The organism is uncultured Planktosalinus sp., assembly GCF_963973675.1.
Classification (GTDB): domain Bacteria; phylum Bacteroidota; class Bacteroidia; order Flavobacteriales; family Flavobacteriaceae; genus Planktosalinus.
Map to the genome: position 1 here is coordinate 1 of NZ_CAXBAN010000057.1, position 9,469 is coordinate 9,469.

Annotated in this window: 7 protein-coding genes; 6 read left to right on the plus strand and 1 reads right to left on the minus strand. The window is 35.0% G+C overall.

Annotated elements, in window-relative coordinates; translation table 11 throughout:
- Positions 1-420: 420 nt before the first annotated feature.
- The gene (gene metK, locus AACY61_RS03655) at positions 421-1,683 is read right to left on the minus strand and encodes a methionine adenosyltransferase (protein ID WP_339610238.1); all 1,263 of its coding nucleotides are present in this window, start codon (positions 1,681-1,683) and stop codon (positions 421-423) included.
- Positions 1,684-1,958: 275 nt separating this feature from the next.
- Between metK and AACY61_RS03660 the strand changes: the two genes are divergently transcribed.
- From AACY61_RS03660 to AACY61_RS03685, 6 genes are all read left to right on the plus strand, one after another.
- On the plus strand, positions 1,959-3,059 hold the full coding sequence (locus tag AACY61_RS03660; protein ID WP_339610239.1) for an acyloxyacyl hydrolase: 1,101 nt from the start codon (positions 1,959-1,961) through the stop codon (positions 3,057-3,059).
- A gap of 121 nt (positions 3,060-3,180) precedes the next feature.
- Positions 3,181-4,164, plus strand: a complete 984-nt coding sequence (locus AACY61_RS03665; protein WP_339610240.1) for a GSCFA domain-containing protein — start codon at positions 3,181-3,183, stop codon at positions 4,162-4,164.
- A 167-nt stretch (positions 4,165-4,331) separates the two neighbouring features.
- On the plus strand, positions 4,332-4,850 hold the full coding sequence (locus tag AACY61_RS03670) for a DUF6252 family protein (RefSeq protein ID WP_339610241.1): 519 nt from the start codon (positions 4,332-4,334) through the stop codon (positions 4,848-4,850).
- A 135-nt stretch (positions 4,851-4,985) separates the two neighbouring features.
- Positions 4,986-6,845: a PQQ-binding-like beta-propeller repeat protein gene (locus AACY61_RS03675; RefSeq protein WP_339610242.1), complete on the plus strand. Its 1,860-nt coding sequence runs from the start codon at positions 4,986-4,988 to the stop codon at positions 6,843-6,845.
- 182 nt (positions 6,846-7,027) lie between these two features.
- Positions 7,028-7,321, plus strand: coding sequence for a hypothetical protein (locus tag AACY61_RS03680; RefSeq protein ID WP_339610243.1), 294 nt, complete (start codon positions 7,028-7,030; stop codon positions 7,319-7,321).
- An 86-nt stretch (positions 7,322-7,407) separates the two neighbouring features.
- Positions 7,408-9,411, plus strand: a complete 2,004-nt coding sequence (locus tag AACY61_RS03685; RefSeq protein ID WP_339610244.1) for a sensor histidine kinase — start codon at positions 7,408-7,410, stop codon at positions 9,409-9,411.
- Positions 9,412-9,469 lie beyond the last annotated feature (58 nt).

The window sequence follows — 9,469 nt, forward strand, 5'->3', positions numbered from 1 at the left end:
GATGTGCAAACCATAAATCAGGACAGTTTTAACGAGGCATTTAACACGACTTCCTTTTACGGCGTGGTGCCCCGAATTGTATTGTTGACTGTAAAATATGATTTGTAGGTAGTAGTTTTTTAGTGGTGAGAGGGTAGCGTTGAGTTGGATTTTGAGTTTATAAGTATTTGTGTTTCAGAGTTGATTATTTTTGCATCCAATGGGTTAAAAACTTTATGTGTCATTTTCTTCGAAAATCTTCTTTACCTATTAGGGACGATTTTAATTCACAAATTTCCTACAATATTTCTAGTAGGATTGTTGTTTTCCGGAGTTCTTTTTTTAGGAGTTTTTTCGGGATTAACTATTAAGAAACCTGCTTAAAGTTTCAATTAAACAGTTTTTTTATTTTTATTAAATCTGTGTAATTACTAGTGCATACTATTCTTCAACAAACCCAAATGCTTTTCTTACCGCTTCGACCATATCCAGTTGTTCCCAGGTAAAAAGTTCCACTTTAAGTTCTTTTTTTCCTGAATAGGGGCTTTCAAATACTTTGGTGATGGTTTGTGGCTCGCGTCCCATGTGGCCATAAGCTGCCGTTTCGCTATAAATAGGGTTACGCAGTTTTAATCTTGATTCAATAGCTGCGGGGCGCATATCAAATAGCTTTATGACTTGATCGGCTATTTCACCATCGGTAAGGTTTAGTTTGCAGGAGCCATAGGTGTTCACGTTGATGGAGGTGGGGTGCACCACACCAATGGCATAACTTACCTGGACCAACACTTCATCAGCTATTCCGGCTGCAACTAGATTCTTTGCGATGTGACGTGCTGCATAAGCGGCACTTCGGTCGACTTTGCTTGGGTCTTTCCCGGAGAAAGCACCACCACCGTGAGCACCTTTACCTCCATAAGTATCTACTATGATTTTTCTTCCGGTTAAACCAGTATCACCGTGTGGTCCTCCAATTACAAATTTTCCGGTGGGGTTAATGTGGTAAATAATATCATCATTAAACAATTCCTGAACATATTCAGGCAATTGTGCTTTTACCCTTGGTATAAGGATATTAATGATGTCGCTTTTGATTTTAGCGAGCATTGTTGCGTCTTCGTCAAAATCATCGTGTTGTGTAGAAACCACAATTGCCACTATCTTTTGAGGTACATTGTCATCACTATATTCAATGGTGACCTGGCTTTTGGAATCGGGTCTTAAGTAAGGTATTTCCTTTTCTTCGCGACGCAAGTCAGCCAGTTCGATTAGAATTTTATGTGAAATATCCAGTGCAAGTGGCATAAAATTAGCGGTTTCGCTTGTTGCATACCCAAACATCATTCCCTGGTCGCCGGCACCTTGTTCTTCTTTGTTTGCACGGTCCACGCCCTGATTAATGTCCTGCGACTGCTCGTGAATTAATGAAATGACCCCGCAGGAATCACCACTGAATTTATAAGCTCCCTTAGTATAGCCAATTTTATTGACCACATCTCGTGCTATTTGCTGTACATCAATATAAGTATTGCTTTTCACCTCACCTGCAAGTACTACCTGGCCGGTAGTGACCAATGTTTCACAGGCTACTTTAGACTGAGGGTCAAAGGCGAGAAAATTATCTAAAAGGGCGTCACTAATTTGGTCAGCAACTTTATCAGGATGTCCTTCAGAGACACTTTCTGAAGTAAATAAATAAGCCATAAAGTCAAGTTTATAAAAATTAAAATTAGGGAAAATAATTGACGTAAAAAAGCAGGTAGAATACACACTGTTTTAGCATTTTTATACGAAACCTAAATTCTAATATTCTCTATTATAGTAGCCAGTCAGGTTTGGAATAAGAGGTTGCAATCAGTCAAATTTTTCCTCAAAAAACAGTACAAAATTAGCGATTAAAAAAAGAATATTAAAGTAATCAATGTTTTATTTATGTGAATAGTTCCTTAAAATTTAGGAATTCTTTTATTTTTGCGGCCATGAAATGGTGTCTCATTCTAATTTTATTTGCAAGCTCTTTAATTGGTGTTTCGCAAGAAAAAAGTACTCAATACAACTCAGTTGAGGCACATTATTTTTATGGAACCATCCTGGAACACAACCCCGAAATAGGGCATTTAATTACAGACCATCCGGAGGGGATGGTAGTGCAATACAACATAAAATCTTTTGGGCTTAAGGAGTGGGAACGCCGTCATAATTACCCTGACTGGGGGTTGACTTTTTCCTATCAGGATATGAAAAACCAATATTTGGGGGAATTGTATGGCCTGTACAGCCACATTAGTTGGTATTTTTTGAAACGGAATTTGAGACTTTCAGTCAGTCAGGGGATTGCCTATGCTACCAATCCTTATCACCCTGATGATAATTATTTAAACAATGCTTTTGGATCTGATTTTTTAAGTGCGACCATTCTTAAGTTGAACTATTATGAAGAACACCTCTGGAACGGTTTTGGTTTTCAGACGGGTATTTCCCTCTTTCATTATTCGAACGGTAACTACACGGCACCCAATACCAGCACCAACACCTTTGCTCTGAATGTGGGTGTGAATTATAACTTCAATCTTGAGTCTTTGCCCGAATTCATTCCCTATAAACGTGAAAAGTATAGCGAACCCATTAAAATGAATTTTTTAGTACGTTTTGGCGTGAATGAAAGTGACGTAATTGGTTTAGGAAAAGCCCCTTTTATAATCATTTCTACATTTGCTGACAAGCGATTGAGTAAATCAAGCTCGGTTTACGCCGGTGCTGAATTATTTCTATCTTATTTTTTAAGGGATTTGATTGAATACCGGTCCATTGCCTATCCCGAATTTAATATCAGTGGGAATGAAGACTTTAAAAGGGTGGGTGTTTTCGCCGGTTACCAGCTTCGAATCAATAAACTAGCGCCTTTTGTCAATGCAGGATACTATATTTACTATCCGTATGACTTTGAAGGCAGAATATATAACAGACTGGGGCTGAAACGCTATTTTGGTAAAAAGGAGCAGCTATTTGGAATTGTTAGTGTCAAAGCACACGCAGCAAAAGCCGAAGCATTGGAGTTAGGGTTGGGGGTTAGGTTTTAGGCTTTGCAAATTGAAACTTCCAAAAAAGAGGTGGGTTTGTAATTTTTTAGTTGTTTTCCTCGATTTAGATTGAGAGGTTATTGAGTTTTAATATTTTTGACAAATCTTTTACTAGAAAAACATGGAACTTTCAACAAAAATAACTATACCAAAAAGCAAGCATCCAATCGATTATCATTCAAAAATAATGGCTTTTGGGTCTTGTTTTGCTCAAAATATGGGTGCTAAATTTGAGTATTTTAAGTTTCATAGTACCACCAATCCATTTGGGATTGTATTCAATCCTTTGGCGATTGAAAAATTAATTCATTTCGCTTTAAGCAAACAAACATTCAGTGAAAAGGATATCTTTTTTCACAATGAACGTTGGCACTGTTTTGATGCACACTCACAATTAAGCCATCCAGATCAGGAAGTTTTTTTGCAAAACCTGAATGAAGCGTTACATATTACTAGAAACCAAATCAAAGAATCTACCCATTTCATTTTAACCCTGGGAACTGCTTGGGTATATAAACTTAAAAAGTCCGGTGATATCGTAGCTAACTGCCACAAAGTTCCTCAAAACCAATTTGAAAAACTATTGCTATCGGTAACGGAAATTGAAGAAAGTTTGCAACAAATTGTTGAAAAAGTAAAGAAAACAAACCCAAAAATTCAGTTCATTTTTACCATTTCGCCGGTAAGGCATCTCAAAGATGGTTTTGTGGAAAACCAAAGGAGCAAAGCCCATTTAATTGCAGCAATCCATCAATATTTATCAGTCACTAACTCTACTCTTCTTAAGGGAGGGGGAGGGGGTGAACATTACTACTTCCCTTCCTTTGAAATCCTAATGGATGAACTGCGCGATTACCGTTTTTATGCGGGTGATATGTTACACCCCAATCAAGTGGCAGTTAATTATATTTGGGAACGTTTTTCAGATAGTTGCTTTTCAGAAACGACTGTTAAAATATTGCAAGAGGTAGAGTCAATTCAAAATGGGTTAAACCACATACCGTTTAATGTTAAAAGTGAATCTCATCAAAAATTTTTAAAAACACTACAAGAGAAAATAAATCTACTTCAACAAAAAATTCCTCATATACTTTTTAGTAAATAGGGCAACTGCCTTATTGTGTTACCTGTTTTCATACTGCATCTTTGTCACAAGGAAAATTTAAAACTAATCTAGTTTAATTCTTAAAACATTGAACTACTTCAATTTGTCTTTATTTTTTGATTTTTCTTGAATTGACACAATTATAAATAAACTAAAACCAATTTATTATGAAAACAATGAAAAACACAATGTATACGCTGTTAATCGCATTAGCAGTAATTTTTACAGCAACATCCTGTAGTAAAGATGATGATGGCGGTGGCGGTGGAGATGCTACTTCTGGAACAGTGAAAGGAAAGGTAGATGGATCTTTGGTCACATCAACACCTCAATTGACCTCTGCAACTCAAATTAATGCCGGCGGCATAAGTACAGTTCAAATCCAAGGCACAAATATGGATGGGAAAGGATTTAACTTTACAATAAATGGGTTTGAAGGAGTAGGGTCTTATAACATAGGTGGTGGCGCAAATGTATTTGTTGTTGCAAATTATATAGAAGGAAACGCGTCAAACCCTTCAGCCACAAAAATATGGACTGCACCTTTTGATGATACGGTTGCCGGAGAAATTAATGTATCTGAATCCTCAAGTACTAAAATTATAGGAACATTTGAATTTACTGGAAAAAATGATGATGGTTCTTTTAAAGAAATCACAGAAGGGTCATTCAATGTGAATTTATAAAATAAATTTATTGAAATACTTTAAGGCCGAAGTTTGAATCTTTTTAAACTTCGGTTTTTTATTATACGACAATTGACGTATTGTTTTTCAGATTGTTGTGGCTGAATTTAGCAAAGAACTTTAACATCAAGCTTTATGAAAAAAATAGCGTATTTATCAGTACTTTTCATATTTATTTTAAATCTTCATCATGTTTCTTCACAAAAATCTGCTGTAGATTATACCTATGATTTAGGAGGAAAAATAAATGAAATGAGCCTAACTCAAGCCGGGATTTTAGTAGTTGCCACCAATGACGGCCTTGCTGGAATTAAGCCTAAAGGCACTGCACTCCATTTCAAGTTTACAGATTATGGGCGTGTAAAGCCGGAAGAATATTATTTTGTTCCAAACTCACCATATATTGTTGTTTCTCAAGGTGGTTTTGCAAATTTTTCTTCTAAAAAAGCTGTGATTGATTACATTTCAGGACAAACACTTTTTAGTTCAGAAAAAGACAACTGGAAGCAAGTTTACACAGAAACCATTGCAATGCCACAAAATAAACTAATCATAAGTGGACTTCAAAAGGGGGGTGGTATGGCAGAAAACAATACTCCAAAGATTGCGGTTTATGATTTGGGAACAGGGAAACTCGACTTTTCATTTTATATGTTTGAACCGGGAAAAGTCACCTCCGGAAATTTTTCTGTAACAGGCGACTCTTTTCTATTGGACGACAAAATCTTAATCCCTACTTCTAGGGGAATTATTGCAAAATCGCTCACAGGAAACACACTGTGGGAAACAAAAATTAAAAATGTAAACTGGATGACCGTTGATGAAACCGGAAAAGAAATTTACGCTTTTGAAAGCAATCTCTCCGGAACCAATACTGAAGTCTATAAACTCGATGTAAACGGAAATGAAATTTGGAATAAACCGGCCAAAGTAAAGGGTCAAGTGGTTAATTTTGAAATCACTCCAAAAGGATTGGCTATTGTGAGTAACAAAGAAGGAGGAAAAGGCATGTTGGGCGCAAAAAGCGAATCTGAAATCGGGTTTTTAAGTGCTCAAACCGGAGAAGACTTATGGGAAAAGGCACCTAAAACAAAAGGATATGTTCAGCATTTTTACATTATGGATGATGGAATTCTGTTTGGTATCCATCAAGGGGGGATTAACAAAATTTCTTACAACGGAACCCCGCTTTTCAAAAAACCACTTAAAACAGGAGAGAATATACACGTAATGGCAAAAACTCCTCAGGGATTAATTTATATCACTGAAGAAGATGCCAATATTGTTAACCTGTCAACCGGTGAAACTGTTTGGAATAAACCATTAAAATTCAAACGTACCAATGGAGTAGAATCAACTTATGATACCAATGACAAAAAATACCTGGTGGCGACAGATAGTGAACTAATTTCAGTTGACGAAAACAATGGGGATTTCAAAACCTTGGCAAGTTTAAAATTTCAGGAAAAAGAGGGCCCTACCAGTATGGAAATGAGAAATAGTGGTGTGTTTATAGGTTCCAGTCAAAATATGTTTTTAGTAAACAATTCTGGAGAGGAAATTTATAATTCATACTTTAAATCACCGGGAATAAGCACCTTTGGAAAAATTGCATTGGGAGTAGTAGCTGTAGCCTCTACTGCTATGGCAGTACAACAAGCTGCTGTGGCTGGAGCCAATAAAAACACATTAGGTCAATATAACGACTATGGTGCTCAGGCAAACAGAAACGCTGAAATGTTTTCATCGATTGGCACCGCTTCTTTTAAAGAAATGGCTAAACGGTTTAGAGCTTCAACAGAAACCAGGGATTCACAGTTTATATTAACAAAAACTGACGATGGGATTGGATTGGTGAAAGTAAATAAAGACACCGGTAATGTTGAAAAGGAAGTGGTATTAAATGACAAAAAACCGGTCTATGAAGTCGATGAAATAGAAGGTATTTTATACTACCAAAATAAAGATATAATAGAAGCCTTTTTGCTGGATTAAAATTTTACAATGCCTAAAATTGTGGGGATAGTTTTAGGAGATAAAACCCCGGTGGTTTTGCCGGGGTTTTAAATTTACTCTTTTAAATAATAGGATGCTTTCATAGAAATAAGTAACCGGCTTTAAAACAACCTTATTAAAAAATGTATGTCCCGACTTTACGACTCCTTTTTTCATTCAAATTGAAAGATTTTTCAATTGAAATTGCTGTAATTTTTATAGTGTTTTTTCTATGCTTATTTTTTTTATTGCTAGTTATCAAAGCTTATTTAGGAATAAAAAAACAAAAACAAATTCATTTTTTGAATGTACAGCTATATACCGAACAATATGCTTCTATACTAAGTGAAGTGCAATCAAGACCATATTTAAACCAAAATTTTCAGAAGCAAATCAATGAATTTTACGAAAAAATTATAGATTTAAAATCAAGTTTATATTTTTTAAAAATGGTATTAAATTGTGAAAAAAAATAAATATATTTTTATATAAATAGATATTTTTACTTAAAAGATGTAAAAATTCATAAATTTATATCTACTAAAAAAATCAAATTATTTATATGAAGTTTGAAGCTTATAAAAAAATAGTGTTGGTTCTCTTGATTGCTTTACCGCTCACTTTAATTGCTCAAAGTCCAAAAAAAATTGACAGCCTTCTTCAGGTGATGGAAACTACCTCAAACGATTCAATAAAATTAAGGTTAACAAATCAGGTTTCCTTTTATTTTATTTTCAATGATATTGAAAAAGCCTTAACCCTTTTGAATAATGGAATAAAAGAGGCAAATGAAAAAGAATTTTATTTTGGAGTGAACGAACTTACTAATACCAAAGGTATTTATTTTGATGTAAAAGGAATTAAAGATTCTGCACGGCATTATTTTGAAAAGGGGCTTGAAATGAGCCGAAATTTAAAAATTAAAAGCATTGAACAAATGTCTTTAAACAACCTGGGAATGTATAACTGGAATAGTGGAAATTTTCAGGAAGCCCTGAATTACTTCTATCAGGCATTGGAAATGAATGCAATACATAGCCCTCAAAATATTCAGGGAGAATCTGTATATCTAAATAATATTGGACTTATCTACCAAGAACTGAAACAATATGAAAAAGCACTGGAAATTCATCAAAAAGCACTCAAAATAAGGGAAGAGATAAACTTAGAATCAGAACAAGCCATTTCTCTGGCTAATATGGGTGTTTGCTTTAAAAGCCTGTCCCGTTTTAAAGAATCAATACAGTCCTATCAAAGAGCTATTACACTGGCAAAAAGCGCCAACAGTATGCGGTATTACTATTCTTTTCATGGTAATTTAGCCAATGTTTATTTTGAAATGGAAGAATATGAACAAGCCATTGCCAATTATAAAATAGCCCTGCAAAGACCCGTCTCTTTGGGTGAAAATCCAAAATCAGATTTAAGTATTTATAGTAATTTAACAGCTGCACATACAAAGCTAAACCAGCCAAAGATTGCCCTCTCTTATGCAGAAAAGGGCTTTGAAATTATTGAGAAAACCCCCAAACTAATAAACTTTGCCGGCACCCTTTATAAAAATGCCGCCGAAAGCAATTATTTGTTGGGAAACACCAAAAAGGGAAGTGACTTTTTAGCCTCATATATTTCCATAAACGACAGTATTTTTTCAAAAAATAATGCAGAAGCCATAGCAGGATTAGAAGTAAAATTCAAAACACAAGAAAAAGAAATTCAATTGGCAGAAACCCGGGCAGAACTTGCAGAGAAAGAACTGAAAATTGGCAGAAAAAACACTCTCATCTACGGCACCTCTGTATTAGCTCTTTTGTTGGCAATTTTGGGCTACCTTCTTTACAAACACCAAAAAATCAAAAACAAACAATTACAAAAAGAAAATGAGCTCAAAGAAGCCCTCAATCAAATAGCAACCCAAAATAAACTGCAGGAACAACGCCTCAGAATTTCACGTGATTTGCATGACAATATTGGTGCACAACTCACTTTTATAATTTCGTCTATTGAAAATTTAAAATATGGTTTAAAACTTAAGAATGAAAAAATGAGCCAGAAGCTCAATACAATTTCTTCATTTACAACAAATACCATTTATGAACTGCGGGACACCATTTGGGCGATGAACAAACCTGAAATTACCATTGAAGATTTAAAATCAAGAGTCATCAACTATATAGATAAAGCTAGAGAAATGGCTGCCAATATTAACTTTGAGTTCAAGGCAGATGATCAACTCTCAGACGAGCAGGCTTTTTCATCTATACAGGGAATGAATATCTACCGCATTATCCAGGAAGCTGTACACAATGCTTTAAAATATGCTGAAGCTACAAATATAGAGGTACATATGGGCATTAAAGATAATGACTTAATACTTTCTGTTACTGACGATGGAAAAGGCTTTAATCAAAGCGAAACCTTACTTGGTAATGGTTTGGTTAATATGAAAAAAAGAGCCGGAGATTTGGGGGGTATTTTTACTTTAAATTCAGATACAGAAAAAGGGACAAATATTCAAATTGTCGTTCCACTTCATCTAAAATTTCAAACTAAAGAAGCTTCTTAAGATGAAAAAAGTGATATTCTCTTTATTCACATTGTTTTTTTCCTTCGCAAATGTTATC

Excerpts from the sequence above, each read along its gene's own strand:
- metK (WP_339610238.1), bottom strand. The coding sequence starts at position 1,683 with ATGGCTTATTTATTTACTTCAGAAAGTGTCTCTGAAGGACATCCTGAT.
- AACY61_RS03660 (WP_339610239.1), top strand. The coding sequence starts at position 1,959 with ATGAAATGGTGTCTCATTCTAATTTTATTTGCAAGCTCTTTAATTGGT.
- AACY61_RS03665 (WP_339610240.1), top strand. The coding sequence starts at position 3,181 with ATGGAACTTTCAACAAAAATAACTATACCAAAAAGCAAGCATCCAATC.
- AACY61_RS03670 (WP_339610241.1), top strand. The coding sequence starts at position 4,332 with ATGAAAACAATGAAAAACACAATGTATACGCTGTTAATCGCATTAGCA.
- AACY61_RS03675 (WP_339610242.1), top strand. The coding sequence starts at position 4,986 with ATGAAAAAAATAGCGTATTTATCAGTACTTTTCATATTTATTTTAAAT.
- AACY61_RS03685 (WP_339610244.1), top strand. The coding sequence starts at position 7,408 with ATGAAGTTTGAAGCTTATAAAAAAATAGTGTTGGTTCTCTTGATTGCT.